This is a genomic window from Mycobacterium timonense, assembly GCF_025821985.1.
In the GTDB taxonomy this organism is placed as follows: Bacteria; Actinomycetota; Actinomycetes; order Mycobacteriales; family Mycobacteriaceae; genus Mycobacterium; species Mycobacterium avium.
This window is the reverse complement of record NZ_JACKSY010000060.1, coordinates 1-484: the sequence shown is the minus strand read 5'-3', so window position 1 is coordinate 484 and position 484 is coordinate 1. Positions and strand designations below refer to the sequence as shown.

Sequence of the window (484 nt, the reverse complement as noted above, 5' to 3'; positions counted from 1 at the left end):
GGCTGGAGGAGTTTCCCCGCTGCGCGGCAGGCATGCGCGAGGGTCGGCTGTCGGCCGATCAGGTCGGGGTGATCGCCGCACACGCGGGCCAGGGATCTGATGACCATTACGCCCAACTGGCCGCGGTCGCCACGGTCAATCAGCTGCGCACCGCGGTCAAGCTGGAGCCGCGTCCTGACCCCGACCCGCGTCCCGAGCGTGAGCGGTCGTTTATCGCGACCGCCACCGAGCAGGGGGCGTGTTATCGGATCACCCTGGGTCACGTGGATGCCGCGACGTTCGACACCGCGTTGGCCTCGCATCGTGACGCGCTCATCGCCGAATGGAAGCGCGACCACGGCAACGGCGACCGCGCCGGTGATCAGGTGCCGCCGGTGCCGGGCACGGCCGAGGCGTTCATGCGCCTGATCGAAGCGGGATGGGACGCCGAGGCCACCCGCCGCCCCCACGGGCAGNACACCACCGTGGTGGCCCACCTCGATGT

At 70.6% G+C, this 484-nt stretch carries 1 protein-coding gene; it reads left to right on the top strand.

All coding sequences use genetic code 11. The features are described from left to right. Nucleotides 1–484 (top strand): DUF222 domain-containing protein (locus tag H7I87_RS15265; protein WP_264002754.1); only part of this gene is annotated, 484 nt, incomplete at both ends.